We start from the raw sequence: 24,690 nt of genomic DNA on the forward strand, positions 1-24,690 counted from the left end.
AGCCGGAATTCAGGAGTCAGCCGCCGGAACGGCGTCCGGTCCGACTGATGCGGGCGAAGTATTCCCTGCGGCACATGTTTTCAATATCAAGCAGGTGTTTGAACGCTTGGTTGAAATCATCATCCGCCACGGTGAACAGCCCGTGGCCCCAGACGATGACGCCCCGCCGGTTGATAACGGCCGGGGGCAGGGTGTTGCAGAGTCCGGTGGGGCCGGTGCCCACCTCGCCGGGCACAATGGGGATGTCGTTGATGAACCGCTGCCGGGAGCACTTGGTGTGGCAGCGTTCCCGGTCCGGACAGTCCTTTTGGTCGCAGTCCATGGACAAAATAACGGCAAACCTGGGATGGCCATGCAGGATGGCCCGGTTGTCGGTGCGCAGGAATATTTCGTTGTGGGCGCTCAGTTCGCTGGAGGCGGTGATGCCGCTGCAGGAAGAGCCGTCCAGGGGGCAGGGGTCGATACAGCCGGCCAGTTCGTCCAGGGAGCTGCCGGTCTGACTGATGTAGATCGTTTCATCCAGTCGATAGGAGATGTTGCCGAAATAGGAGTCGACCAGCCCGTACTCCACCGTGCAGCGGCCTGCCTCGATGATTGCCGCATAGACATCAGACTCTTTCGTAAAGGGGCCGGTGAGCAGTTTCGGGGCCTTGGTGCGTGCTTCATCAAGCAGTGAAGCGGCCCGCCTGAAGGCGACCTGCTGCTCAGGTGTAGCGGCACCGGTTTTGGCATCGGCCAGACAGCTTGAAAAAAAAAGGACAAAGGCGGCAAAGCAGACGGAACTGAAGGTGACGAAGGCCTGTTCCGGGCTGACGGTGCCGAAGGTGACGATGCGCAGGGCGCTTCCCCCGGCAACAATGACCGATTTCCGTTGCCGCAGCCGGGCGAGGATGACCTCGGTCGAAAATGTGTCCGTCACCGGCAGATCGTGGAGAAAGGTGCGGGTCTCGCAGTCTCGCGGGGTGATGCACTCCGGGTGACGGCTGGTGAGAAATTTCAGGATGGTCAGGTACGGCTCGGCCGGTTCGGCGCAGATGAGCGAGTTGATGTTCATGTCGTCCAGCACCTGCTGCAGGATGACGATATCCCCGTCCTCCCGGTTCCAGATGACTTCGTCGTCAATGCCGCAGATCAGGGGATTCTCCGCGAGACCCGCCGTGATCATCCTGGCGGCGTATTTTTTTACGAGCGCGTCCATTCCAGTCCCAGTTCCCGGCTTTTTTCCTTTGTCGGCAGCCCATTTTCGTCAAGCCCCCGGATGCGGTAGTAGCGGGCCCGCGCCGCAAGGAAGGCACTGCGGTCAAGGGGCTTGATCGCAATAGAGTTGCCGCTGGTTCCGGCCTCGGTGAAAAAACGGCGGGGCAGGTCGTCGTCCGTTGCGGTGAAGCCGTTTAAACTGTTCATGATCCGTTCGTGATAATAAATGCGTTCTCCCGCCTTGAGCAGTTCCTGGGCGCTGGTCGGCACGCCGGTGGCCGCGGTGTACGCCTTGGCGTATTCCTCAAGACCCGCGGCGAAAAAGATGAACTTGCAGGCGGTGAGGGAATCCACCACCGCGTTCTGATCCTCGGCGATTTTGATGATGCGCGCCTTGCCGCTGAAGGTGAAGCGGTCGGTGGCAACGGGTTTGCGGAGAATTTCGTGGCTGACCGGATAGGCGCGCAGATGGCAGCCGCCCCGGGTCGACAGGGCGTAGGCGAGCGACATGCCGTAGGCGCCCCTGGGATCGTAGGCCGGCAGTTCCAGCCCTTTGACGCTTATTGATTTTTCCCGCTGGTTGCGGGCAGCGGCGAAGCGGGCCGATCCCCGGCCCAGTTCGCGGCCCAGTTCCGATGTGCCGTTGCCGATCTGCTCCAGCAGGTCAAGCAGCTCCCCGCTCAGATCCTTCATGCCCGACATTTCCCGATAACAGGCCAGGGTGGCGGCAGCGGAAATGGTGTCCATGCCGTACTGATTGCATAATCGATTGGCCTGCATGACAAGGTTCATGTCCGTGTTGCCGATGAGCGCGGTAAAATGGGACATGGTTTCAAATTCCGGCATGGAACCGCCGTGCATCGCCCCCCGGCGGGCAATTTTTTTGCAGCGAATGTGGCAGCCCATGCAGCCGTGCTTGGCGGGATCGTAGGACTCCTTGTAGGCATGGGCATTGAGTTCACCGGCCCGGTCAAAATGGGTCTTGCGGAAATTGTCGGTGGGCATCATGCGCCGGGAATCCATCAGGTCGTAAATCGAACCGGTGCCGAAGCAGGAAAAACCCTGCCGGCCCATGAGAATGGGGGAGGCGGCGGTGAGCCGCAGGATTTCTTCCCGGGCTGCCCGCAGCTCCTCCCGGTCATGGACCATGATTTTTCCGGTGCCGTGGATTGTCAGATATTTGAGCTGTTTGGCGGCAAGGCAGAGGCCGATGCCGCAGCGGCCGGCGGCATGGTGGCGGTCAACGATGAGCGACGAAAAGGCGACGCCGTTTTCCGCCGCCGGGCCGATGGCGGCAACCGAGCCTTTGCCATCGGCAAATGAGCGGAAAACTGTGTCCGTGCCCTTTCCCCAGTAGGGCGTGGCATCCGTGATGCGCACCGTGTCGTTTTCGATTTCAATGCCGCAGGGGGCAGGGGATTTGCCGGTGATGATGATGCCGTCCCAGCCGGCCCGCTTCAGCTCAAAACCAAGACGGCCGCCCACCGAGGTGTCCGCCACCGCGCCGGTCAGGGGGGAACGGGACATGACGGTAGAGCGGCCGGAGGTGGGTGCGGCGGTTCCCACCAGCGGCCCGGTGAAGAGCAGCAGGGGCATGTCCGGATGATCCCAGGGCAGGGTCACTTGGGGCCGCAGGAACAAGCCTGCCAACCCCTTGCCTCCGATGAATTTCCGGTATACCTCGACCGACGGCCGGACAATATCAATTGCCCGGCGGGTGAGGTCGATGCGCAGAATTTTTCCGGTCCAGCCGTTTGGGTCGATGGTCATGAGGTGGGGAAAACGAAATTCGTGTCAATGTGAAAAATCCCGCCACTACACTATCCTGTTCAACGGAGAATCTCCACAGCTATTTTTTTCCTCACGGTCGATCGGCGCTGTGATGTTGTCAGGTATTTCAAGATATCCGTTTCCTTAATGGTGGACAAAGACGTAAATTTCGGGGTATGAAGTGATGAGTAAAATTTTTTATCACCCGTCAGGCTATCCGTTGCGGACCGATACCTCATGAGAACCGGGTTCGGGCACCTCACAATGAATGCATAAACTGGAAGAAGCGGAAATGAAGAAGAAAGTGATACTGGTTGTTGATAATAACCCGGTATTTTTGAAGCTGATGTCCGATTTTCTTGAAAAAAAAGGCCACGAGGTCGTAACGGCCCTGGACGGACTTCATGCGCTGGAAATACTTAAAACAACCAAACCTGATATTGTTTTTATCGATTTGGTAATGCCGAATATTCGGGGAAGTAAAATATGCCGGATTATCCGCAGTAAACCGGAATTTGATGATGTTTTTTTGATTGTTTTATCCGCAACCGCTCTTGAAGAAGAAAGTGAAATATTATTCGCGTGCAATGCTGATGCATTTATTGCGAAAGGACCATTCAAGGAATTATCAAAACATATATCTCATGCTATAGAAAATTTTGATAAAAAAAATGAAGATCCCGCTCCTAAAAAAATTATCGGCACTGATGGTGTCTATAGCAGGCAGGTAACAAAAGAGCTTTTGACTTTATTGCGCCATCGAGACTTTGTGGTCAATAATATGAGTGAAGGTATTATTGAATTTACAAAAAATAACAAAATTATTTATTTGAATAAACAAGCTTTATCGATACTTAATGTTAAGGAAGAAGAAGTGTTGGGCGGGAGTTTTATTGACATGTTTTCTTCAGCAATTCCCAAGGAAATAGAAGAAAATATATTGAGTAATTATAATAAATATTTAAACGAAAAAATAACGACATATATCAATAATAAATATGTCGTTATCGATTTGATTGCTGTTGATGTGGATAAGCGCAAGTCGTATGTCGCGATACTTAAAGATATAACAGAGCAGGCACTTGCGGACCAGGCCATTCTGGAAAGTGAAAGGAAATACAGGGACCTTTTTGAAAACTCGTCGGATATTATTCAAAGTATTACCTGAATCCGTGAGGTATCCCGGATTCTCCCTGAAAATTGTGGGGCGCGAAAAAATTTCAACACCGCGACCGCCAGAAATTTATATATTGCCAGCATATTGCTGGTAAATTGGGACATCGTCCCCGTTGTTCTTTGAAAAATTGCTATATTTGCCTGTTTTTAGGCGTATTTTCCCGGCAGGGCCTGCTGTTCAGCCACTTTCCGGCAAATTTCTCTTCTGTTCTTGCATTAGCCAAAGGCAAGCCGGTTATAAACGGCCTGAAACGAGTCAAATGCGCAACAGTGGCGGCTGAACCGCAGCTTCAGTTTCCTGCCGGTCTCAATCAGTCTGGCTGCACGGTACATGAGTTCCTGAATAACGGTACGAATTCTCCTGCGCTTTGCCGAGTGGCGCACTGGTGAGCGATCACCGAGAAGGCCAAGCTGGCCGATAAACCGCAAGATGTTATAAGCCAAGCCGGCCAAGGACATGATCAAGGAATTGGTCGCAAATTTTCCCGAAGGCAACCGCTCAAGATCCATGTCGGTTTTAAATTCGCTGTGAAACTGCTCGCTTGTGCCGTGGTCCCGGTAGAGCTTGATGATCTCTTTTTCCGGCAGGTAAAGGGATGTCCACCAGCCCTCAAGTTCTATATCCGGCACCAGCAGCAACTGGCCGCGTTTGTCAATGGTACGTTCAATCACGCGGACGATCAGGCGGGTACTGAACTCCTTGCCCTCGTGCTCCTGAAGCTGGTTGAAACTGAATACGGCAACCCGTTTGCCGCGTCGTGGTTCGCTCACTTCTCCTTCTTGCAGCCCACGGGCCAGCCAGGCGGGAAGGTCCTGCTTGCGGGGATTCCATTTCAGGATGTAATCGACCTTTTTGTGGCCATAAAGCGTTGCTCGGGTCTCGACAGCATCGTGTCCGGAGTCAAGCCTGAATAACAGTGACTTTTTGGTTAAAGACTTGGCACGGGAGATGGTTTCCTGCAGAAAAGGAATAAAATTGTTTTGGCTGTGCTGGCTGCCCTCCCGGAACTCAAGATTAATACACCAGCCTTCCTCTCCCATGTAGGCGGCTATTGGCGCATAGCCGTCATAACCGTGATAGGTATGCTTGGAACCTTCTTTTTTGGTGCCGGAGTTGTCCATGCAAAAGACGTCCATATCGACGGCGACATGACCCATGGCCAAGGGGGTTACTTTTCCTTTGGCATTGCGGATGAACTCCGTGTAGGTGGAGGAAGCAATTGGCTGAAAAACTGTTGCGGTTTCGTCAAGGCGCTGGCGCAAGGTTTCGGGCGAAGGAACCGCTTTGATGCCAAGTGATTGCTGGAAATACCTGTCGTCTTTCATGTCGGCAATGGCTTCGAAATCGCTTTTGCCAAGCGAGAGGAGCCCGAGATAACTGCGAATGACATCTGTATTGGCAATGTCCTTGGTGTCGGGTATCGCCTTTTTCAGCTTGGCGTTCAAGCTGGTAAAGCGATTGATACCGAGCCCGATCAGGGCCAGGCCGGAATGAGAGGTATAAAATTCGTCCGATGAGCGTTCAAGAATAAATCGTTTCATTTTTTCACCTGCAGAGTGATGTTTTTAGACAGGCGAATATTGCAATGTTTTTTGTTAAATTTCAACATGTTATTTGATTATACAGACGATTTTTACTGCAAAAATTTCACGGATTCAGGTATTACCCCTGACGGCAAGATAATGTATGCGAACCGTGCCTGGCGTGACATTTTAGGCTACAGTGAAGAGGAAATCAAAGATCTTAATGTGGTCGACATTCTCCATCCCGACTGCCTGCAGCACTGCATGGACAAATTCGCCCGCATCATGTCCGGTGATCCGATTAACCACATCGAGGCTGTTTTTCTTTCCAAAAACAAAAAAGAAATTATACTCGAAGGCAATGTTAATTGCCGGTTCGTGGACGGGAAACCCGTTTCAACAAGGGGGATTTTCCGGGATATCACCCAGCGAAAAGAGCTGGAAAACAAACTGCAAAAATTGTCAATAACCGATGAAATGACCGGAATTCTCAACCGGCGCGGCTTTCTTGGTTTTGTCGGCAAGCAAATGAAAATCGCGGAGCGAAATAAAACAAAATTGTTCTTGTTGTTTGCCGATCTTGACAATCTGAAATGGATAAATGACAATTTGGGGCATGATTTAGGCGATCAGGCCATCATATCCGCGGCAAATATATTGAAGGATACATTTCGCTCATCAGATATAATCGGCCGCCTTGGTGGTGATGAGTTTGCCGTTCTGCAAACGGACCAGGGGCAAAACGGCACGAAAAAATCAATGGTTGAACGTTTGGAAGAAAATATTTCCGCTTTCAACGGCAATTCCACGTCTCCTTTTGCAATTTCTCTGAGCTTCGGCATTACTTCCTATGACCCCGATGCGCCTTGCTCTTTTGAGGAGCTTTTGCGGGAAGCGGACAAACTCATGTACAGCTGCAAGAAAAAAAGAAAGAAGATGCAGCAGATGCGGCGCTGAGTTTGGTGTTTTATGCGACAGCATTGTTTGGAGGTGTAACGTATGTCGATTCGATTCATTGCCCTGGATCTTTACCGGGCGCAGCAGAAGGTGGACCGTCTCGGCAAGGCGCTGGCCCAGGCCGGGCTGAACGAACAGGATGCCCTGCGCCTGGAACTGCAGGAGGCCGAGGAGGAACTGCGGCAGCTGCGCAGAATCCTCGATGGGGCGAAAGAGCCGCTTCCTTTCCGTACTTCATTTAAAAAAAACCAATAATTCGGGTGATGCCGAATCGGAGGAGCGCCGCGGATGTTTCCCTTTGCCAAGACTTTTTCCTCCCTGCGCAAGGCGGATCTTGTCGGTCTCATCGTCATCTGCGCGCTTCTTGCCGTGATCATGGTGGTTTTGACCGTAACGGCCATTTCCTGGATGACGGCAAATCTCGTCAATCTGGAAAGGAGCTGGCTTGACACCCTGGTCAACTGGCTGGTGGGGGCCGTTACCGGCATCGCCGGCTGGTTCATGCTGCCCCCCTTGGTTATCCTGATTTCCGGCATATTTCAGGAAAAAATTATCCACAAGGTGGAAACAGCCTTTTATCCCGACAGGGTGCGGCAGGGAGAACCCCATTTCTGGGGGGATGTGAAGCATGATGTCGGCTTCGCCTTGTGGGCCCTTTTCCTCAACATCCTTATTCTTCCCCTTTATTTTGTCGGTATCGGTTTTCCGGTTTCCATCGCACTCAACAGCTATCTGCTCGGCCGCGAGTTTTTTGAAGGGGCGGCAGGCTACCATCTGGGCAAGCCCGAGGCGCGGAAATTGGCCGGGCGTAACAAAAAGGCCGTGTATGGCGGCGGATTTGTCATTGCCGTGATGACACTGGTGCCGCTGCTCAACCTCCTGATGCCGATTCTCGCTACCGTTTGGATGGTGCACGTCTATCATGGGCTGGAGGGGCGGAGCTGAACCCATAACCGTTGCCCGGCAACAGGCGGCACGGTCACTGTCCAGGCGAGTCGAGACCGAGCGGGTCGAGGAGTTGTTGGTGGAGGAGTTTTTCCGTCTCGCCCAGGGGGATGTGGTCAATGTTCGCGACAATGGCGCGCGTTTTTTCGGCAAGCGGGACGATGTCCGCCCGGCAATGGCCGCAGGCCTGTTCAATGAGCTGCCAGTCCCTGCTTTCAAGAAATCGTTCAAAGGCGGGGATGAGCTGCGGGAAAAGGACTTTGCGCATCCCGTCCAGAAATCCCACGTAAAATCCGAGTGATGATTCCCTTTTTTCCTTGATGATAAAACTCATCATCCCTTGAGGATGAATGTCCGCCAGGATGTCTTTCAGCGAGCGGCAGACAAATTCGATGGCGGAGTGGGGAAAGGCGCTGATGATTTTTTTCAGGGTGATGCCGTCAAGGGTTGTTTGCTGCATTTCCCCTATCTCATGATGAATGAAAATGGGCATTTCCGAATCAACGACCCGGTCGAGATTTTTTTTGATCTGTTCCGGCTGCATGCGCCCGTCTGGAATCAGGCCGTACCGGTCAAGGGCGTACCGCAGCGGTCTGCGACGGGACGATTGGATGTCCAGAATGTGGTCCCAGAAAAAATTGCGCAGCGGTTGCCTGCGGATAATAATGGTTTCGGACTGCTGCAGGATGGCAAAAGGGCTGGCAAGCTCGGTTGCCGATTCCCGGCCGAGAATGAGCACCGGACAGCCCTCAACCGTTTCTTCCCGCAGTTTCTCTGCCAGAAAAAAAACAGCCTTCATCGAACGGCCGTAACCCGCACCGTAAACCTGTCCGCTGTCGTGGATCAGTTTGTTGACCGCCTCCGTGTCCCAGGGGGAAATCTCTTTTCCGTTCAGGGGCAGCGGCAGATATTCCGCGGTTGCGAGTTTTTGCCAGTGGTTCTCCTTGTTTTCAATCCAATCGAGGAGATCGGCGGATTCAGGTTCGTCCCAGGGGTCAATCTCGTGTTCCCATTTGTAAAGATTGCGCAGCTTGAGAACGAGGGAGCAGATGGAGTAAATTCCGCTGTCCCTGGCATCGGAAATGTTGCAGTTGCGGCGAATCGTGCTGATGAATGCGGGGTCGGCCATGGGCGTTCCTCGTGAGGTGGAGGTTTGCTGTTCCGCTGGGGAGGGCGAGCCTTTTTTTTATAGTATCACAGCGGCCAAATGTCATGCAAATCAATCGGCGGCTGATAGTGTGCCGCGACGTGGTCCGGTTTGTTTCTTCGGGAAAGTCGACCGCGGTCATTTTTTTTGATTGCGGTTGCCCTTTCCGCCGATTAGAATTTTGACCGGAGGCGATATGGCGGGTGTGCGGGAAGAAAAAAAGCGCAGAACCAGAAAGGCTATTCTGCGGGCGGCGGTGCGGCTTTTCGGTGACGAGGGCTACGAGCGCACCAGCATCGCCGCATTGGCGCGCGCGGCCGGGGTGGGCAAGGGGACGATCTATAATTACTTCCAGACCAAGAGCGAGATTTTTCTGGCCTTCTGCGAGGACGAGCTGGATCACGTTTATGCCGAGGTGGCGGAAAAGAGCAGGGCCGATGCCTCCTTGATCGAGCAGCTCACGTCCCTTTTTCTGGCTGAATTCCGCTATGTTACCCGTCACAAGGATTTCGGCCGTCTGCTGCTGCGGGAAATGATCTTCCCCAAGGAGTTGACGGTGGAGCGGTCCAAGGATCTGGATAACCGCTATCTCGATTATCTTTCCGTCATGTGCCGCAAGGCGCAGGAGCGCGGCGAACTGCGGCGGGATGTGGACCTGCTCTTTGTCTGCGGCCATTTCTATGCCCTCTACCTGATGAGCGTTTCCGCCTGGTACATGGGGCGGCTGCAAACGGAAGACGATGTGGCCGAGGCATTGCGGCTTCTTCTGCAACAGGCCATGAACGGCCTGCTGCCGTCCGACACGAACGAACATTGGTGATATTATGCAGCCCGACGAGATAAACCCGCAAACCCGGCGGGGACGGATAGTCAAACTGGTCATGGTCAATCTGCCCCGCCTGCTGCTGCTGACGCTGGCCGTCATGATTATCGTCCTTTCCGTGGTGGTGAAAAAGAAAAACGCCCAACTGACGGCGGAAAAAGCGGCGGCCCTGTCCAAGGAACGGCCCAGTGTCAATGCCGTGCTGCTGGAAGTCGCGCCGGGCGCCATTCATGACCGCATCAACCTGCCCGGGGAAATCGAACCGTGGACCAGGCTGGAATTGATGGCCAAGATCCGCGGCACGGTTGATCAGGTGCTGGTGATTGAAGGTCGGCAGGTGAAGCAAGGAGAGGCGCTGGCCCGCATCGAGGAGGCGGACTACCGCATCGCCCTTGACGCGGCCGAGGCAAACCATGATCTGGCCCGGGTCACCATCGCCAGGATCAGGCGGCTTTTTGAGCAGGATATCATCCCGGTGGTGGAACTTGACAAGGCTGAAAACGAGTTGCGCACCGCAAAAGCCGCCATGGATGACGCCGCCCTCAACCTGTCCCGTTGCACCGTCATTGCCCCCATGTCCGGGGTTATCCGGCGGCTTGACCTCAAAAAAGGATTGATGCTCAGCGTCGGCGATCCCATGGCGGAGCTGCTCAAGATCGATCAGGTCAAGGCGGTGATCGGCATCCCGGAATCGGATGTGGCGGCGGTGCGCGACCTTGATACGGTGGAGTTCACCATCCAGGCGCTGGGTGACCGGAAGGTGACGGGGCGTAAATTCTTTTTGTCGTCATCCCCGGAAAATCAGGCCCGCTTGTATCGCCTGGAGCTGGCGGTGGACAATGCCGGAGGGGAAATCCTGCCCGGCATGTTCCTGCGCGCCGATATCGTTAAAAAAACGGTTGAGGATGCCCTGGTCGTGCCCCTTTATGCCGTGCTCACCCGCAACGATGAGCACTATGTCTTTGTCGAAAAGGACGGCGTTGCCGAAAAAAGACTGGTCACCCTGGGCATCATGGAGCAGTGGCTGGCCGAGGTCACCGGCGGACTTGCCGCCGGGGAACGGGTCATTGTCGAAGGACAGCGCGATGTGGAGGCAGGCCAGCAGGTCAACGTCATCAGGCTGCTGAACGGCCTGGGAGCGCCCCGCTGATGATCGTTTCCGACACCGCCGTCAAAAAGAGCGTCACCGTTGTTGTTCTTGCCGTGCTGATCATGGTCTTCGGTACCTACTGTTACCTGGTGCTGCCCAGGGAAAGCGACCCGGACATCTCCATTCCCAATGTTTTCATCTCCACCGAATACCGCGGCGTGTCGCCCACCGATATCGAAACCGCCATCACCATCGAGATCGAAAAAAAGCTGAAAGGGCTCGACGGCCTGAAAAAGATCCAGTCAATCAGCGCCGAAGGTCTTTCCTCCATCAATGTCGAGTTCGTCACCGGCACGGATATCGACCAGGCCATGCAGGACGTCAAGGACAAGGTGGACGAGGCCAAAAATGAGCTGCCCCAGGACCTGGAGAATGACCCTTCGGTTTTTGAGGTCAACTTTTCCGAGCTGCCCATTGTCGTCTTTTCCCTGTCCGGAACCTGCGGCCTGCCCTGCCTGAAAGAGATCGCCGACGATCTGGAAGACGCCGTCGAGGCCATTCCCGGCATCCTGGCGGTGGATGTCACCGGCGGCCTGGAGCGGGAGATCCGGGTGGAGGTCTTTCCGGAAAAACTGGCCTATTACGGCCTGGATATCAGCGCCCTGCAGCAGGTGGTGGTCAGCGAGAACCAGAACACCTCGGGCGGCGTCATCCGCATGGGCGACGGCCGCTTCCAGCTCCGGGTGCCGGGGGAGTTCACCACTCCGGAGGAAATTTACGGCCTGATCGTCGGCACCCATGGCGCTGAGCCGATTTATCTCAAGGATGTGGCCCGGGTGGTGGACGGCTTCAAGGAAGAGACCAGCCGCTCCCGCCTGGACGGCCGGGCGGCGGTGAACCTGGCGGTCAAGAAGCGCTCCGGCGAAAACATCATCGCCATCAGCAAACAGATCGATCGCCACATCGCCAGGGTGCAGCCCACCTGGCCCCAGGGCACGGAAATCACCAAGGTCATGGACAAGGCCCGGGACATCGACCTCATGGTGGCGGACCTGGAAAACAACATCCTCACCGGACTTATGCTGGTGGTGGTGGTGATCTTTTTCGCCATGGGCCTGCGCAATGCCCTGATGGTGAGCCTGGCCATTCCTTTTTCCATGCTGCTCACCTTCACTGCCCTTTACCTGCTCGGCATCACCCTCAACATGGTGGTGCTCTTCAGCCTGACGCTCGCGCTCGGTATGCTGGTGGACAATGCCATTGTCATCATTGAAAACACCTACCGTTTCATGGAACAGGGCGCCTCGCGCTTTGATGCCGCCATGTGGGCCACCTCCGAGGTGGCCTATCCGGTTATCGGTTCCACCCTCACCACCCTGGGCGCCTTTGCCCCCATGCTCTTCTGGCCCGGCATCATGGGCGAGTTCATGAGCTATCTGCCGCTGACCCTGATCATCACCCTCACCTCCAGCCTGTTTGTCGCCCTGGTCATCAATCCGGCCTTTGCCTCCCTGTTCATGAAGGTCAAAAGCAATGACGGCGGCGCCCCGGCGAAAAGCATGGAGGAGGTGGCCGTTGCCGTGGAAAAACCGGCGGAAATCCGGGGGATGTGGCTGACAAGTTACGCCCGGCTGCTCACCTTCTCCCTTGCCCGCCCGGTGAGCGTCATCCTTTGCGGCTTTGCCGTGCTGGTGCTCATGGTGCAGGGCTGGCTGCTGGTCGTGGGGCTGGAAAAACCCATCGAGTTTTTTCCGGACATCGATCCGGCCGGCATGTATGTCAACCTGGATGTGCCGGAGGGAGCGGACCTTGATTATATCGACCGCATCCTCAAGCGTATCGAGCTGGCGGTGGCCGCCCCGCAGGCGGAAGCCGACGTGCCGCTGGAGCCTTCGGACGAAGAATACGGCCGGGCGCTGCTGCCGAAGGAACACAAAAAGGCGGACGGTTCCACCTTTATCGGGCCGAGCGACCAGGCTAACATTCGGAATATCTACACCAAGGGGATCGTCACCGCGGGCGCCGGCACCGCCTTTGACCCCAATGCCCCCAACCATGTGGGCATCCGTTTTCTGGAAATCAAGGACCGCACCAGCTCCTCCAACGACACCTTGGAAACCATCAGAAGGCGCATCAAAAACATTCCCGGCGCCAAGCTGACCATTGCCTCGGCCGAGGAGGGGCCGCCCACCGGCGCGGCGATCAATATAGAAATCTCCGGCGATGATTTTGCCGTGCTGGGAAGCCTTGCCGCCGAGATCAAAAAGATCGTCGGCCAGGTGCCGCACGTGGAGGACATCCGCGACGACTTTGTCGAGGGCACCCCGTCGGTGCATGTGACGGTGGACCGGCAGAAGGCGGCGCTTTTCGGACTGTCCACCGACATGATCGGCTTTGCCTTGAAAACCGCCTACAACGGCCTGGATGTCTCTTCCTTCCGTGAAAAGGATGAAGACTACGACATCACCGTCCAGCTCCGGGAAGACGACCGCCGGGTGGTGGACGTGCTGCGCGAACTGATGATCCCCACCCCGGCAGGCACCATGGTGCCCCTGTCCACCATGGCCAAGGTGGCATACGGCGGCTCCATCGGCGATATCACCCGCATTAACAACGAGCGGGTGGTGACGGTGAAGGCCAATGTGGATGAAACCAAGGTGCCCGGTCCGGTGGCCAGGGCCCAGGCCGAGGAGCTGCTGAAACAGCTTCCCCTGCCGCCGGGCTACATGACCAGGTTCACCGGCGAATTCGAGTTCCAGCAGGAGTCCGAGGATTTCCTCTCCAAGGCCTTTGTCGTGGCCCTGCTGTTCATCTTTCTCATCCTGGTGAGCCAGTTCAACTCCATCAGCCAGCCCTTCATCATCATGACCTCGGTGATCCTTTCTCTCGGCGGCGCCTTTCTCGGCCTGATGCTCTTCCGGCAGCCCTTCGGCATCATCATGACCGGGGTGGGCGTCATTTCGCTGGCCGGCGTGGTGGTGAACAACGCCATCGTCCTGCTCGATTACACCAACAAGCTGCGGGAGCGGGGCATGGTTTTGTCCGAGGCGGTGGTTGCCGCCGGCGCCACCCGGCTGCGGCCGGTCATGCTCACCGCCATCACCACCATCCTCGGCCTGATCCCCATGGTTACCGGCGTTTCCTTTGATTTCCACGACCTCTCCATCTCCTTGGTCAGTGAATCAAGCCAGTGGTGGCGCTCCATGGCGGTGGTGGTCATCTTCGGCCTGCTGGTGGCCACCTTCCTCACCCTGGTGGTGGTGCCCACCCTTTACTATCTGCTGGAGCAACTGCCGGAAAAACGAAGGCAGGCGGTGATCCGTCTCAAGCGTTTCTATTGGCAACAATACGGCCGGCTCTCCGGGGAAAAGAATCCGAACCGTGACTGACCCCTCCTGCCGGGCGGGTGGGGATTGTTGTCGCGCCTGATAGCCTGCGTTTTTGCTCCTTTCCGACACCGTGATATGCATTTTTGGCGAATTGGCCAAATATCCCATTGGTAATTGGGTTATTTGGCCAATTTTGTTTTTGCGGGCAAGTGGGTCTTTTGGCCTTCCTATTTTAATATGTTGAAATGTTAAAAGAATTTGCATGTTTGTCATGTTGATACAATGTGGCATGGAGTGTGCTATGTAGTGAGTGTGAGATTTGAATTTACATGTTTTTGCGAAATTGAAAATCCGAAAAAAGGCGATGTTGAAATCGGGGAAAATTAAAAAAGGTAATTATTCAGGGGGGCCGGTTGAAAACCGCCATTTTCAACCGGCATCCGAAAAAAAAGAAGGCGGTTGCCTGACCGCCTGCGAGGAGGGCACTATGGAAGGATTCTTGTTTCTCGTTTTTTGGCTTGGCTGCGCTTCACTGCACACACTTTATGATCTCAAGGTAAAACCGGTTCTGCAATCCTTAAAACAGGAAAGTGATTTTTTCTAAAATCATATGACTGGAAAAGTATTCCACCAAAAAAATCTGCAAGGAGGAAATATCATGAACTCGGTTTTGTCTCATTTCATTCCCGGTGATGCGGGGTTAGCCGTCAAACACTCATCGCCCTATAACGGTGCACTGGTTCTGAGCGGTATGCTCGCCGTCGCCGGTCTTGCCTTCGGGCTGCATTCGTTTGTCGCCGGACATGAGCATGTCTACGGTGTGACCCAGGAAGTGCCCTGGGGGCTGCTGATCGCCGTTTATGTTTTCTTTGTCGTCACCTCCACCGGGCTGTGCCTGGTGTCATCCATCGGCCATGTCTTCAATATCGAAGCCTTCAAGCCGATTGCCAAACGGTCGGTGTTCATGGCCATCGCCACCATTATCTCCGGGTTTTTCGTCATTGCCTTTGAGATTGAAAATCCCTGGCGCATGGCAATTTACAATCTGACCTCGCCCAACCTCACCTCCAATATCTGGTGGATGGGTACCCTTTACGGCGCCTATCTCTTCTTCATGCTGATCGAGTTTGGACTTCTCCAGATCGGGAGGCATAAGGCGGCCGGCATGCTGGGGCTGATGGGCGTTGTGTCAGGTATTGCCGCCCACAGTAATCTCGGTGCTGTTTTCGGACTGTTGAGCGGTCGCGAGTTCTGGCATGGCCCGTATATGCCCATTTATTTCATTACCTCGGCCATGATGTCGGGCTGTGCGGCGGTGGTTTTCTTTCACTGGCTGGGCTACCGGGTAAACGGCCGGCGGATGAGCCCGATGCTTGAAGAGGCCTTGCGGGCAACCGCAAAGCTTGGCGCGCTGCTCATCACGGTTATCATGTTTTTTGCCACCTGGAAGATGATATCCGGCATCAGCGGTCATCCTCCGGGAAAATATGAGGCCATGCAGTCGCTTCTTTCCGGACCCTATTCGATTCATTTCTGGGTTGGCGAAGTCATGCTCGGCCTGGTTATTCCCTTTTTTGTCATCATGGCGGTACGGGCCCGCAACCTGACCGCGCTTTTTGTCGCATCCGTGTCCAGCCTGATCGGCATCTTCTTCATGCGCTATGACCTGGTCGTGGTCGGCATGGTGGTTCCGCAGTTGCACGGCTTGGGTGTTGTGGGCATGGATCAGCTTCACTTCTATGCGCCGCGTCTCCATGAAGTCATGGTGACCCTGGGCGGCATGGGACTTTGTTCCTTCATGTTTCTTGCCGGAGAAAGGATGTTCAGGGGGCATCTCAGCGAGGATCATTAACGGTCTGAATTCGTGACATGAAGTTTGCCGGTGATCATGGAGGAACTATGGAAAACCGAAAAATGAAAATAATGCCGCTCAGGCCGGATATGCCCGTTTATCCCCTCGGTGCTGCCGCAAGGATTCTCGGCGTTCATCCGCGGACCCTGAGAAATTATGAGCATGCCGGACTGGTCCGGCCTGAAACCAGGGACGGTCGGAGCCTTTATTCTGAAAACGATCTCCGCTGGACGGGATGCCTGCGACGGATGATACACGGCAAGAAATTCGGTATTCGCGGCCTCGGGAAACTGCTGCAACTGGTGCCCTGCTGGGAAGCGGCTGATTGTTCGATCGGTCGCTGCGGCGGCTGCACGGCGCCGGTTGACTGGAGTGCGCCCCGTGCCCTGCATCTTTATCAGCAGGGGCAACCGGCAGCGGCGCCCCGGGTCGCGGTGGGAAGTACGCAGGTGGGCAACTCCATTCACTGTGTGAAATGAAGAGCGCGGGGGAACGGGAAATCCCCCTCAGACGATGCCGCAGATTATTGAGGAGTCGTTCGGTCCCCGGAAGGGGTGGCGGGCGATATTCCTGACCCCGGCCGCTTCCAGCATGGCGCGGATTTCCTCCTCCGAGTATGATCTCCCGTCTTCGTTATTGACCAGCATGTTTAATGAGAACAGGGCGGGAAATTCAGGGCCGTCCTTGCTGTCGTCAAGGATGAATTCGTGGATCATGATAAGCCCGCCCGGCTCCAGGGCGGCCGCTGTTTTTTTGATGATTTTCCGGCATTCGGCCGGACCGCTGCTGTGGAGAATATGTGACAGCCAGGCCGCGTCAAAGGCGGGGCCCGGAATGGGGTCAAGGTGGAAGTCGCCGCCGTGAAAGGCGATACGGTCGGCAAGTCCGAAGCGTTTCACTGTTTTTAGGGCAAAGGGCTCTGTTGTCGGCCGGTCGAAGACGACGGCGGCAAGATCCGGATTGGCAAGACAGAAGTGGATGGCGTAGGTTCCGGGACCTCCGCCGAGATCAAGCAGCCTGCGCCGACCGAGGAGATCAACCTGGGAGACAAGGGCGGGGGCGATCCCCATGGCCAGGTTGAACATGCCCATGAGAAAGCTTTCCCGTTCGACATCGTCGCCGTAGGAGCGCATTTCCACCGGATGGCCGGTTGCCACCGCTTCATGCAGTTGCGCCCAGCCGTCCAGGATGTGATGATGGTGCTGGATGATGTGGCCGATGTATTCGGGGGAATGGCTGGAGAGATACTCCCGGGCCGCGGAGCCGTTTGTGTAAAGGTCGCCTTCTTTTTTGAGAAGCCCCATGGCGGCCAGGGCGTTGAGCAGATACTCGGTCCCCCGCTCATCCGCTTTAATGGCGGCGGCGATATGAGACAGGGAGCGGCTTTCCTTGTTGATTACGGTAAATATCCCCAGCCTGACTCCGGCCTGCAGGGCGCAGGCTTGCCAGTAAGCGGTTGAGGTTCGCAGCAGTTCTCCTATATTCCATTGCTTTTCCATGGCATTCTCCCTTTCCTTTCGTTTCCGCGCAGGAAGTTGTTTGTTTGGTCGCAGTTCAACCTCTACTCTAGTATAATCGGTGCGTTCACGGTATACTTCCCTTTTTTTACGGAATTTTTCCTTAACAGCTGGAAACTTCGATGCAAATAAACGGAAAATGCGAATCCCGCCGCCTGCCCCTGTGGCTGGTGCACACTCTGATGCTCTTTGCCTCGGTGATTGTCTCCACCTCATTTACCGTGGGGGAATCGATCACCCGCGGGCTTGATCCCGCCGTTCTCACCCTGGTGCGGTATATTACCGCTGTTCTCTGTTTTGCCCCGATTCTCGTTGTCCGGCATGGTTTTGCCTGGCCGTCCTGGAGGCGGATTTTCGGTTACAGTCTCATCAGCGCCGCAACCGTCGGTTTTTTCTGGTGCATGTTCGAGTCGCTCCGTTACACCAGCGCACTGAATACCAGCGTCATTTTTACCCTGGTGCCGGGCATTTCCGGCGTCTACAGCGCTGTTTTTCTGAAGGAACGCTTGGGCCGCGCCCGCCTGGTCGCTCTCCTGCTCGGCATGGTCGGGGCGGTGTGGGTGATTTTTCGCGGCGATATTCACCGGCTCCTTGCCCTTGACGTCAATTACGGCGATCTCATTTTCCTCGGCGGCTGCTTTCTGATGGCCGCCTATACGCCCCTGGTCAAACGGGTGCACCGCCGGGAATCCATGGTGGTCATGACCTTCTGGGTGCTGGCCACCGGCGTCGTCTGGCTGCTTCTTCTTTCCGCCGCCAAGCTTCCGGATGTGTCGTGGCAGGCGGTGGAAGGGCGGGTGTGGGCCGGCATTGTTTATCTTGCCGTCTTTTCCACCATCGTCACCTTTTATCTCACCCATATTTCCACCATCTATCTCGGACCCACCCGCGTCATGGCCTACAGCTATTTTTATCCGGCCTTTGTGCTCGTGCTCAACTGGGCCTTCGGCCATGGCCTGCCGCCGCTGACGATTCTCCCCGGAGTGCTGGTGGTTACCCTGGCCACCATCGTTCTGCAGCGCGGCGCAATGGAGGAGTCGTAATTCATGACGGAAATGGTTGACCTGCGGCATCTGACATCGGCACAGCTGGCCCATTTCATGGGTGAGCTCGATTTTCCGGAGTCGGCCGCTCGCCGGGTTTTTTCCGCCCTGCAGCGAACCGGGGTGACTGATTTTGCGCAGATGACAATGGTCAATAAAGTGATCCGTTCGGCCCTGGCCGAAAAATCGGTGATCAGCAGCCTGGTGCCCCTTGCCCTGGAGCAGTCCGGGGACGGTACGCGCAAATTTGTTTTCCGGCTTGCCGACGGGGCGGTGATCGAAAGCGTGCTGATCCCGGAGAGGAATCGGCATACCCTGTGTATCTCCTCCCAATGCGGCTGCGCCATGGGGTGCGGCTTCTGCCTCACCGGCCGCATGGGCTTTATCCGCAATCTCTCTGCCGCTGAAATTGTCAACCAGGTGCTGGCCGTGATTGCGCAGATGGTGTCTTCCGGCATCAAACGGGCAACTCCCAGGGAATATGTCACCAATCTGGTTTTCATGGGCATGGGGGAACCGCTGGCAAACTATGACAATCTGCTCACCACATTACGGATCCTGATGGATGAGGCGGGACTTGGCTTCAGCGAGCGGCGGGTCACCGTTTCCACGTGCGGTCTCGCCCCCCGCATCAATGATCTCGGCCGGGATGTTCGGGTCAATCTTGCCGTTTCCCTGCATGCCGCGGATGATTATACGCGCAGTCGGCTGATGCCGGTTAACCGGCGTTACGATCTCGACGAACTGCTGGCCGCCTGCCGCTCCTGGTCCCTGTTGAAGAAGCGGGTTGTTCTTTTTGAGTATATCCTGATCCGGGGGATAAATGACGGGGAAAAAGACGCCTTGCTGCTGGCCGAAAAACTCCATGATATCCCCTGCCGGATTAACCTTCTTCCCTACAACGAGTCAGATTCCCTGTCCTACGCCCGACCCGATGATGGGACGGTTCTGCGTTTCAGTCGCATATTGCGCGCCGCCGGTTACACCACGATTGTCAGAAGCAGCCGGGGAGCGGACATCTCCGCCGCCTGCGGCCAGTTGGCCTCCTTGGTCGGCTAGCTGACGCTGCCGGTTGGTTATTTGCCCCAATTGGTTTTCGGGGTATTTGCCGCATCGGCCTTCTTTGTGGGGTGAAATTGTATCTATCTCATTGGTATTTCATAAGAAAGTAAATTTGTGGTGTTGGTTGGTCCGGATGTTGCTGTGTGTTAGAGGCAGACGGTGTCTGATGGCGTACGGCAAGCCGGCCCGTTTTTTACCGGGGAAATCAAAGGAGTCGCAATGTAAAAAAAAGAGGGATGGTCAAAGATTTTCTCCCGGCGCACGAAAAAAATTTTCTCCATTTGGATTCGTTTTGTAACGGCGTAGGTATCCGGTCTGATTTTCGGCGGCAAAGGCCACCCGAAGCAGTGTGGCCCGCCTGAAACCCGAATAGCGAAGGAGGAATCGAGATGTCCATCTGGCGATTTACGATTGACGAGAATCTGGTGAAATACGGGGGCAAACAACGGAAAATGCTTCTGCGTAACGGCTGCAATGAACCCTTCAAGGGCAGATACTGGTGCCCCAAGGCTCAGTGGTTTCAAAAGGAGGCCTGTCCTTTTGTCAACCGCAACGAATGCGAGAATTTCACCTTGATGTGCGGCTCTTTGTGAGGAAAGGTTGCGGCAAAAAAGTATTCCCGCTGAAATACTTCTTGCATAAGTTCCATGAAGGGTTTATAGAATAACAATATTGTTGTGCAGTCCTATAGATGGTTCAAAAAAGTCCAGAAATTGCAGCCGCACAATCCTTATCGGATAAAGTGTGGCTTTTTTTTTGACCGCAAAGGCTGCCGGCCGGACAATGTGCTCCGGTGTATTATTAAATGGTTCAGCAATGAACCGAATGTAATGGAGTAGCTCGAAGTGAAACAAGGTACAGTAAAATGGTTTAATGCGGCCAAGGGTTTTGGTTTTATCGCAGAGGACAACGGCGGTGATGTTTTCGTTCATTTTTCCGCCATCAAGTCCCAAGGTTACAAATCTCTTGATGAAGGCGCACGGGTTTCATTTGAGATCGTTGACGGTCCCAAAGGTCCTGCGGCAAACGATGTTGTTCAGCTGTAAGACCTGTCAGTAAATCCTGATGACTTCGCCCTGCATCCCGCAGGGCTTTTTTTTTCTCCCTGGGTTCCTCCGGCCCGCATTTCCATTTTAAAGAAGATAATAAAACATGACAGCATTTAAAGAGATTGGCGTTTCAGAAGGTATTCTCAAGGCATTGCAGGCACTTGGCTTTGAGCAGCCCACCCCTGTTCAGGAAAAAATCATTCCCCTCATGCTGGAGCAGCGGCGTGATCTCGTCGGACTGGCCCAGACCGGCACGGGAAAAACGGCGGCCTTCGGCATCCCCCTGGTGCAGTTGATCGATACTCGCCTGGGCGAAACCCAGGGGCTGGTGCTTTGCCCCACCCGCGAACTCTGCGTGCAGGTGGCCAGGGATATTGCGGCCTTGGGGCAGTTCCTGCCTCAGTTGCGCGTGTCGGCGGTTTACGGCGGCGCAAATATTGAACAGCAGATCAGGGATCTGCGCCGGGGCGCTCAGCTGATCATCGCCACTCCGGGCCGTTTGCACGATCTGCTGCGCCGAGGCGTCGCCGATCTTTCCCATATTACCACCGTTGTCCTTGACGAGGCGGATGAAATGCTGCAGATGGGATTTCAGGACGAGTTGAACGCGATCCTCGCCCACACGCCGCAAAGCAAGAACACCCTGCTTTTTTCCGCCACCATGTCCAAGGAGGTGGCGACAATCGCTGCAAAATACATGAACAAGCCTTTGGAAATTACCATTGGTCAGCGCAATGTCGGAACGGAGAACGTTCGTCATCTCTATTATATGATTCACGCCAGGGACCGTTTTCTGGCCTTGAAGCGCATCGTTGACGGCAACCCCGGACTTTATTCCATCATCTTCTGCCGGACCCGCGAAGAAACCAAGGATGTTGCCGATAAGCTCATGCAGGAAGGCTACAGTGTCGATGCCCTGCACGGGGATCTGTCCCAGGGCCAGCGTGATCTGGTGATGGGCCGTTTCCGCAGCCGGAATCTGCAGATGCTGGTGGCAACCGATGTGGCGGCCCGCGGACTTGATGTGAACGACCTGACCCATGTCATCAATTATAACCTGCCCGATGATATCGCTTCCTATACCCACCGCAGCGGCCGCACCGGCAGGGCGGGAAAGACGGGAACCTCCATCGCCATCATCCATTTGCGGGAAAAGCATAAGATAAAAGAGATTGAACAGCGTCTGGGGAGAAAGTTCGAGTTGTCCCGTATCCCCACCGGCCATGAAATCTGTCAGAAACAGCTGCTCAGCCTGGTTGATACCCTGCAGAACAGAGATGTCGATCATGCGCAGATTGAGCCTTTTTTTGCCCAGGTTGCCGAAAAGCTGGCTTCGTTTGACCGGGAAGAGCTGATCAAGCGATTCCTGTCCATCGAATTTAACCGGTTTCTTGATTATTACCGTAATGTGCCGGATCTGAACCAACCGGAAGAAAAGCGCCAATCGGGCCGCCAGTCGGACAGGCAATCGGACCGCCAAACGGAACGTCGGCCGCTGTCGGGCAAAAGCAGCCCACGGCAGTTCCAGGGAGAGCAGTTTGCCCGTTTCTATCTCAATGTGGGAAAAAAGGATGGGCTGCTGCCCCAGCGCATTATCGGGGAAATTAATGAAATGAATGGCGGCTCCCGCATCAAGATCGGCAAGATCGAAATAATGAAACATTCCTCCCTGGTGGAGGCGGACAACCGCTTCATCTCCGAGGTGCTCGGTGCCTTCCGCCATCTTGTCATCAACGGCAAGCCCGTTGCCGTTGAGGTGGTGGAGGAAAAGAACGGCGGTGCAAAAAGTGCGGCCGGCAGCCGGCCGGCCAGGGCCGTCAAGGGAAGCAGCGCTCCCAAATATCCCAAGTCGGGAAGCCGCAGGGCGCAACGCTAACGAAACCTGATCATTGGTGAAAAAGGACAGTCCCGCGACTGTCCTTTTTTTTTGCCCTGCCCCCGCCGCGCACGAGCCGGCAAACCCCATGAAAATCATGGTTTTTTTCCGGCAGCTTCCCCGTGTCCCTCTGCCGCGATCACACGACAGTCATTGTGCCTGCTTTGCTCATTGTGTATAGTGACGCTGCCGGTCGCAATACTCCCCAGCAAATACGAAGATACGAGGCCGCCCATGAACGGACTTTCCCCTGAGATAAAACTTGATCATCCCCAGGTAACCAAGGTGCTTTTTTACCCCCGCCGTGAAGGGAAAGGGGAGACTCCGGACGGTTGCCTCGATTTCGATATTCCCGTTGACAACGGCGTCACCATCGGCGCTCGTTTTCATCCAGCCGGAAAAGACGCCCCGAATATCCTGTTTTTCCACGGCAACGGCGAGATTGTCAGTGAATATGACGATATCGGCAGCGGTTTCGTTGCCCACGGCATGAGTTTTCTGGCAATCGACTATCGAGGTTACGGCTGGAGCGGCGGCGAACCGTCAGCCGGGAAGATGATGCGGGACTGTCATGTTGTTTTTGAATACGTGCGGAACTGGCTGGCGGCGGAGGAGCGCAAAGGGTATCTGGTTGTCATGGGGCGTTCGCTGGGCAGCGCCTGCGCCATCGAGCTTGCCGTGACCGAGAGGCAGGCGGTTGCCGGGCTTATCATCGACAGCGGCTTTGGTCATACACTGCCCCTGTTGCGCTGTCTGGGGGTTGATGTCGACGGCCTGGGAATCACGGAGGATGAGTGCTTCAACAACCTGAAGAAGATCACGACATTCATCAAGCCCCTGCTTATCCTCCATGCCCAATTGGATCAAATCATTCCGGTCGGTGATGCCGCGGAACTGCATGCCCGGTGCATGTCCCGCATGGGTGAATTTCAGATTGTGCCGGGCGCTGATCACAACACCATTTTTGAGCAAACCGGCAAACTCTATTTCGAGGTGGTTGGGCGTTTTGTGAAAAAGATCGGCATGCCGGTACGACGGCGGAGAACCGGGCGCGGCAGGGATTAGCCGCTGCCGGGCATACCTCGGTGCAGGCAGTGGCCGTAGTGGATGCGATGGCTGATGAGTTCTTTTTTTATGGCGCGCACCGGCCGCCTGCCGCATATGATCTGCCGGTAGATGCCGGCCCGGTCGATATCGCCGATAAACAGCGCGCCTGTCAGGTAATTGCCGTCAGCGGAAAAAACCAGCTTGCGATATCCCTGTTGTCCCTTGCTGACATGAACTTCGCAGCCGCTGCCCTCGGTATGCACAACTCCCATGGAAACAAAAGGGGTATCCGCCACCTGGGCGGCATTCATTCGTGTCAATGCGCCGTCGTATGCGCTGCGGCGCCCGGCCATGTTGAATCCGGCACAGCGGCCCATGGCAACGGCATTGGTCCACAGGCCGCTGATGATTTTTTCACCACTGTCGGGATTGGTGGTCATCGCCACATCGCCGGCAGCATAAACCCCGGCTGCGCTTGATTGGGTGAAATGGTCGACCACCACTCCCTGTTGCGCCGCAATGTTGCTTGATTCGAGAAATTCCGCATTGGGTCGCACGCCGGTGCCGATGCAGACCATCTGGCAGCATATGTGTTGCCCGTCATCGAGCATGACGCCGTTTACGCCGTCGTCATTTGCCTCGATTCGAGCGATTGTCCGGCCGGTGATGAGACGGATGCCCTTGCCGCGCAGGATGTCATGGAAAAGGGCGGCCCCTTCGGCGTCCATCAACCGGGGCAGCACGGACTTCTCCAGTTCCACCATGGTGATCTCGATTCCCCGCTCAAGCAGGGCAAAGGCGGCCTTGATATTGAGGATGCCCGCGCCCAGCAGCACGGCCTGTCCGGTCCTGGGCAGGTGGTGTGCCATGGCCCGGGCATCGGCCAGGGTTCTGAAGGTGAAAATGCCCTTGCCCGGATCCGCGGCGAGATGGCCGGGCAGTGCCGGGCGGCTGCCGGAGGCGATCAGCAGTTTATCGTAGGAGAGCGCCTCGCCGCCGGCAAGAACCACCCTGTTGGTTTCCGGCTCCACGGCACGTACCTTTTTCCCCAGATAAATAGCCATGCCGCCTGCCCAAAAGGGGCCGCAGCCCTCCATGCGGATCGCTTCCGCCGTTTTCCCGCCGCTGACGATAAACGGAATCATCGGCCGAAAATAGGGAGGGTCCGCCTCGGCGGAGAGCACGGTGATGGACCCGGTCTGATCCGCCTGCCGGATGGCGGACGCAGCGGCAAGGCCGGCGGCACCGGCGCCGATGATCAGGTATTTTTGTTTGTCGCGCCCCAT

23 protein-coding genes are annotated in these 24,690 nt (G+C 55.7%); 16 read left to right on the forward strand and 7 right to left on the reverse strand.

Annotation, left to right across the window (positions count from 1 at the left end; genetic code table 11):
• Nucleotides 1-16: 16 nt before the first annotated feature.
• Both BM485_13835 and BM485_13840 read right to left on the reverse strand, forming a co-directional pair.
• Nucleotides 17-1,198 (reverse strand): rRNA adenine dimethylase, encoded by a 1,182-nt coding sequence (locus tag BM485_13835; protein ID OKY74339.1) that lies wholly within the window; start codon nucleotides 1,196-1,198, stop codon nucleotides 17-19.
• Nucleotides 1,183-2,967 carry an aldehyde ferredoxin oxidoreductase gene (locus BM485_13840; protein ID OKY74340.1) on the reverse strand — a complete coding sequence of 595 codons (1,785 nt, stop codon included), beginning with the start codon at nucleotides 2,965-2,967 and terminating at the stop codon, nucleotides 1,183-1,185. Before BM485_13840 ends, BM485_13835 begins: the two co-directional genes overlap by 16 nt.
• A 268-nt stretch (nucleotides 2,968-3,235) precedes the next feature.
• On the opposite strand from BM485_13840, the gene BM485_13845 reads away from it, so the two are divergent.
• A complete protein-coding gene (locus tag BM485_13845) occupies nucleotides 3,236-4,135 on the forward strand; it encodes a hypothetical protein (GenBank protein ID OKY74341.1) in 900 nt (299 codons plus the stop codon).
• A gap of 224 nt (nucleotides 4,136-4,359) precedes the next feature.
• Here the strand turns inward: BM485_13845 and BM485_13850 are convergent, their stop codons facing one another.
• Nucleotides 4,360-5,685: a transposase gene (locus BM485_13850; GenBank protein OKY74342.1), complete on the reverse strand. Its 1,326-nt coding sequence runs from the start codon at nucleotides 5,683-5,685 to the stop codon at nucleotides 4,360-4,362.
• Nucleotides 5,686-5,751: 66 nt separating this feature from the next.
• Here BM485_13850 and BM485_13855 point away from each other — a divergent pair, with 66 nt between their 5' ends.
• The 3 genes from BM485_13855 to BM485_13865 are packed head-to-tail and all read left to right on the forward strand — an operon-like array spanning nucleotide 5,752 to nucleotide 7,569.
• Nucleotides 5,752-6,624, forward strand: a complete 873-nt coding sequence (locus BM485_13855; protein OKY74343.1) for a hypothetical protein — start codon at nucleotides 5,752-5,754, stop codon at nucleotides 6,622-6,624.
• 42 nt (nucleotides 6,625-6,666) lie between these two features.
• Entirely contained in the window at nucleotides 6,667-6,879 is a 213-nt protein-coding gene (locus BM485_13860; protein OKY74344.1) for a hypothetical protein, read from the forward strand.
• 33 nt (nucleotides 6,880-6,912) lie between these two features.
• Nucleotides 6,913-7,569, forward strand: coding sequence for a hypothetical protein (locus tag BM485_13865; protein OKY74345.1), 657 nt, complete (start codon nucleotides 6,913-6,915; stop codon nucleotides 7,567-7,569).
• A gap of 34 nt (nucleotides 7,570-7,603) precedes the next feature.
• On the opposite strand, the gene BM485_13870 is transcribed toward BM485_13865, so the two are convergent.
• Entirely contained in the window at nucleotides 7,604-8,698 is a 1,095-nt protein-coding gene (locus BM485_13870) for a hypothetical protein (GenBank protein OKY74346.1), read from the reverse strand.
• A gap of 214 nt (nucleotides 8,699-8,912) precedes the next feature.
• Between BM485_13870 and BM485_13875 the strand changes: the two genes are divergently transcribed.
• From BM485_13875 to BM485_13900, 6 genes are all read left to right on the forward strand, one after another.
• Nucleotides 8,913-9,536: a hypothetical protein gene (locus BM485_13875; protein OKY74347.1), complete on the forward strand. Its 624-nt coding sequence runs from the start codon at nucleotides 8,913-8,915 to the stop codon at nucleotides 9,534-9,536.
• A 4-nt stretch (nucleotides 9,537-9,540) separates the two neighbouring features.
• Entirely contained in the window at nucleotides 9,541-10,689 is a 1,149-nt protein-coding gene (locus BM485_13880) for a hypothetical protein (protein ID OKY74348.1), read from the forward strand.
• On the forward strand, nucleotides 10,689-14,018 hold the full coding sequence (locus BM485_13885) for an acriflavin resistance protein (GenBank protein ID OKY74349.1): 3,330 nt from the start codon (nucleotides 10,689-10,691) through the stop codon (nucleotides 14,016-14,018). The genes BM485_13880 and BM485_13885 overlap by 1 nt, the downstream gene beginning before the upstream one ends.
• A 259-nt stretch (nucleotides 14,019-14,277) precedes the next feature.
• Nucleotides 14,278-14,562, forward strand: coding sequence for a hypothetical protein (locus BM485_13890; GenBank protein ID OKY74350.1), 285 nt, complete (start codon nucleotides 14,278-14,280; stop codon nucleotides 14,560-14,562).
• Nucleotides 14,563-14,616: 54 nt separating this feature from the next.
• Entirely contained in the window at nucleotides 14,617-15,810 is a 1,194-nt protein-coding gene (locus BM485_13895) for a polysulfide reductase (GenBank protein OKY74351.1), read from the forward strand.
• 47 nt (nucleotides 15,811-15,857) lie between these two features.
• Nucleotides 15,858-16,289, forward strand: coding sequence for a hypothetical protein (locus BM485_13900; protein OKY74352.1), 432 nt, complete (start codon nucleotides 15,858-15,860; stop codon nucleotides 16,287-16,289).
• A gap of 27 nt (nucleotides 16,290-16,316) precedes the next feature.
• Here BM485_13900 and BM485_13905 read toward each other — a convergent pair whose 3' ends face one another.
• A complete protein-coding gene (locus BM485_13905) occupies nucleotides 16,317-17,309 on the reverse strand; it encodes an SAM-dependent methyltransferase (protein OKY74353.1) in 993 nt (330 codons plus the stop codon).
• Nucleotides 17,310-17,449: 140 nt separating this feature from the next.
• Between BM485_13905 and BM485_13910 the strand changes: the two genes are divergently transcribed.
• On the forward strand, nucleotides 17,450-18,370 hold the full coding sequence (locus BM485_13910) for a hypothetical protein (GenBank protein OKY74354.1): 921 nt from the start codon (nucleotides 17,450-17,452) through the stop codon (nucleotides 18,368-18,370).
• A 3-nt stretch (nucleotides 18,371-18,373) separates the two neighbouring features.
• Nucleotides 18,374-19,429, forward strand: a complete 1,056-nt coding sequence (locus BM485_13915) for a 23S rRNA (adenine(2503)-C(2))-methyltransferase (protein OKY74355.1) — start codon at nucleotides 18,374-18,376, stop codon at nucleotides 19,427-19,429.
• Between the two features lie 149 nt (nucleotides 19,430-19,578).
• Here BM485_13915 and BM485_13920 read toward each other — a convergent pair whose 3' ends face one another.
• Nucleotides 19,579-19,764: a hypothetical protein gene (locus BM485_13920; protein OKY74356.1), complete on the reverse strand. Its 186-nt coding sequence runs from the start codon at nucleotides 19,762-19,764 to the stop codon at nucleotides 19,579-19,581.
• 57 nt (nucleotides 19,765-19,821) lie between these two features.
• Between BM485_13920 and BM485_13925 the strand changes: the two genes are divergently transcribed.
• From BM485_13925 to BM485_13940, 4 genes are all read left to right on the forward strand, one after another.
• Nucleotides 19,822-20,025, forward strand: a complete 204-nt coding sequence (locus BM485_13925; GenBank protein ID OKY74357.1) for a hypothetical protein — start codon at nucleotides 19,822-19,824, stop codon at nucleotides 20,023-20,025.
• A 252-nt stretch (nucleotides 20,026-20,277) separates the two neighbouring features.
• Nucleotides 20,278-20,478, forward strand: a complete 201-nt coding sequence (locus BM485_13930) for a cold-shock protein (GenBank protein ID OKY74358.1) — start codon at nucleotides 20,278-20,280, stop codon at nucleotides 20,476-20,478.
• Nucleotides 20,479-20,584: 106 nt separating this feature from the next.
• A complete protein-coding gene (locus BM485_13935) occupies nucleotides 20,585-22,357 on the forward strand; it encodes a DEAD/DEAH box helicase (GenBank protein ID OKY74359.1) in 1,773 nt (590 codons plus the stop codon).
• 234 nt (nucleotides 22,358-22,591) lie between these two features.
• Nucleotides 22,592-23,422: a hypothetical protein gene (locus BM485_13940; GenBank protein ID OKY74360.1), complete on the forward strand. Its 831-nt coding sequence runs from the start codon at nucleotides 22,592-22,594 to the stop codon at nucleotides 23,420-23,422.
• Here BM485_13940 and BM485_13945 read toward each other — a convergent pair.
• Nucleotides 23,419-24,690, reverse strand: coding sequence for a hypothetical protein (locus BM485_13945; protein ID OKY74361.1), 1,272 nt, complete (start codon nucleotides 24,688-24,690; stop codon nucleotides 23,419-23,421). The two genes, BM485_13940 and BM485_13945, sit on opposite strands and share 4 nt — an antisense overlap.

This window comes from Desulfobulbaceae bacterium DB1, from assembly GCA_001914235.1.
Lineage (GTDB): Bacteria > Desulfobacterota > Desulfobulbia > Desulfobulbales > SURF-16 > DB1.

What these genes read in the sequence shown, in the direction of transcription:
- BM485_13905 (OKY74353.1), bottom strand. Translation starts at nt 17,309, where the DNA reads ATGGAAAAGCAATGGAATATAGGAGAACTGCTGCGAACCTCAACCGCT.
- BM485_13835 (OKY74339.1), bottom strand. Translation starts at nt 1,198, where the DNA reads ATGGACGCGCTCGTAAAAAAATACGCCGCCAGGATGATCACGGCGGGT.
- BM485_13915 (OKY74355.1), top strand. Translation starts at nt 18,374, where the DNA reads ATGACGGAAATGGTTGACCTGCGGCATCTGACATCGGCACAGCTGGCC.
- BM485_13855 (OKY74343.1), top strand. Translation starts at nt 5,752, where the DNA reads ATGTTATTTGATTATACAGACGATTTTTACTGCAAAAATTTCACGGAT.
- BM485_13885 (OKY74349.1), top strand. Translation starts at nt 10,689, where the DNA reads ATGATCGTTTCCGACACCGCCGTCAAAAAGAGCGTCACCGTTGTTGTT.
- BM485_13945 (OKY74361.1), bottom strand. Translation starts at nt 24,690, where the DNA reads ATGGGGCGCGACAAACAAAAATACCTGATCATCGGCGCCGGTGCCGCC.
- BM485_13940 (OKY74360.1), top strand. Translation starts at nt 22,592, where the DNA reads ATGAACGGACTTTCCCCTGAGATAAAACTTGATCATCCCCAGGTAACC.
- BM485_13895 (OKY74351.1), top strand. Translation starts at nt 14,617, where the DNA reads ATGAACTCGGTTTTGTCTCATTTCATTCCCGGTGATGCGGGGTTAGCC.
- BM485_13880 (OKY74348.1), top strand. Translation starts at nt 9,541, where the DNA reads ATGCAGCCCGACGAGATAAACCCGCAAACCCGGCGGGGACGGATAGTC.
- BM485_13925 (OKY74357.1), top strand. Translation starts at nt 19,822, where the DNA reads ATGTCCATCTGGCGATTTACGATTGACGAGAATCTGGTGAAATACGGG.
- BM485_13850 (OKY74342.1), bottom strand. Translation starts at nt 5,685, where the DNA reads ATGAAACGATTTATTCTTGAACGCTCATCGGACGAATTTTATACCTCT.
- BM485_13935 (OKY74359.1), top strand. Translation starts at nt 20,585, where the DNA reads ATGACAGCATTTAAAGAGATTGGCGTTTCAGAAGGTATTCTCAAGGCA.
- BM485_13910 (OKY74354.1), top strand. Translation starts at nt 17,450, where the DNA reads ATGCAAATAAACGGAAAATGCGAATCCCGCCGCCTGCCCCTGTGGCTG.
- BM485_13900 (OKY74352.1), top strand. Translation starts at nt 15,858, where the DNA reads ATGGAAAACCGAAAAATGAAAATAATGCCGCTCAGGCCGGATATGCCC.
- BM485_13870 (OKY74346.1), bottom strand. Translation starts at nt 8,698, where the DNA reads ATGGCCGACCCCGCATTCATCAGCACGATTCGCCGCAACTGCAACATT.
- BM485_13860 (OKY74344.1), top strand. Translation starts at nt 6,667, where the DNA reads ATGTCGATTCGATTCATTGCCCTGGATCTTTACCGGGCGCAGCAGAAG.
- BM485_13875 (OKY74347.1), top strand. Translation starts at nt 8,913, where the DNA reads ATGGCGGGTGTGCGGGAAGAAAAAAAGCGCAGAACCAGAAAGGCTATT.
- BM485_13840 (OKY74340.1), bottom strand. Translation starts at nt 2,967, where the DNA reads ATGACCATCGACCCAAACGGCTGGACCGGAAAAATTCTGCGCATCGAC.
- BM485_13845 (OKY74341.1), top strand. Translation starts at nt 3,236, where the DNA reads ATGCATAAACTGGAAGAAGCGGAAATGAAGAAGAAAGTGATACTGGTT.
- BM485_13865 (OKY74345.1), top strand. Translation starts at nt 6,913, where the DNA reads ATGTTTCCCTTTGCCAAGACTTTTTCCTCCCTGCGCAAGGCGGATCTT.